This is a genomic window from Arcticibacter eurypsychrophilus, assembly GCF_001730525.1.
Lineage (GTDB): Bacteria > Bacteroidota > Bacteroidia > Sphingobacteriales > Sphingobacteriaceae > Arcticibacter > Arcticibacter eurypsychrophilus.
The window spans coordinates 1-899 of sequence record NZ_MDFN01000073.1; the positions used below are offsets into that span (position 1 = coordinate 1).

Here is an 899-nt window from a genome sequence, read left to right on the forward strand (position 1 = left end):
AATCGTGGAGGGCGTAGCCCGTATGCATACCGTAATACAGCCTTATCCTCTGCAATTCGAGCTCTTTGATGATGGCAGGTATAATCACTTAGATCTGCAAAGATTTAATCAAAATGAAATAACAGCGAAGAAAAAACTAAGTAATTATTATAAGAACATCGGCTTCGAAGTAATCAAAGGAGTAAAGGACTTACTCTTCTACAACCCTTCTTTAGTAAATGCCAGGATGGATGAAATAGATTTAGAGGATTCCGAAGTGTTTAAGTCAAAAGAATAAAACTTTAATAATCTAACCACAAACTGGATTAATAAAGGATACTTAGAAACTTGCTAAGAAAAGTGACACAGAGTTGGTGAATTTAGCTATAGTTAAAGATGTGGAATGACTCTGTTAGTTAAAGTTAAGAAGTTAATCATAATGATATACAACTTTAATTTGATTACAATAGATAAATATAATACTTTCTTATACGGAATAACAGATCAGATCAAAAATTGACCTTAAAGAGATAGGTTTCAGTATTGGTCTAATCACAAGGCTTGACAAAGACAATCAACTTCACACATTTATTTTGATAATTTCAATAAATTAAAATACAGGTTAGACTTTGAAGATTATAAAATAAGGCGAAGGATTTTTATAGGTTTGAAATCGAAAGATTTTCAAGCTGATGTATCCATTATATTCAATGTCAACAAAAAAGAATGAAAAACCCCTTAGTTACTGACCCAATTAAACCGAAAATTACATCGGAAGTGTGCACTGGGTTTATGTTCCAACTTTGTGATGAATTAATCCAACGTTTCTATCAAAAGCTTAGTTCGCAAGATTGGATGATAAAACGGGCTACTGCCGTACACCACTATACGTATCCGCCCTACCAACCCATATTGCAGGA

1 protein-coding gene is annotated in these 899 nt (G+C 33.0%); it reads left to right on the forward strand.

What is annotated here, in order from left to right; genetic code table 11:
- On the forward strand, positions 1–277 hold a 277-nt coding region (locus BFL47_RS19925; protein ID WP_211480993.1), incomplete at its 5' end, for a hypothetical protein.
- Positions 278–899: the final 622 nt, after the last annotated feature.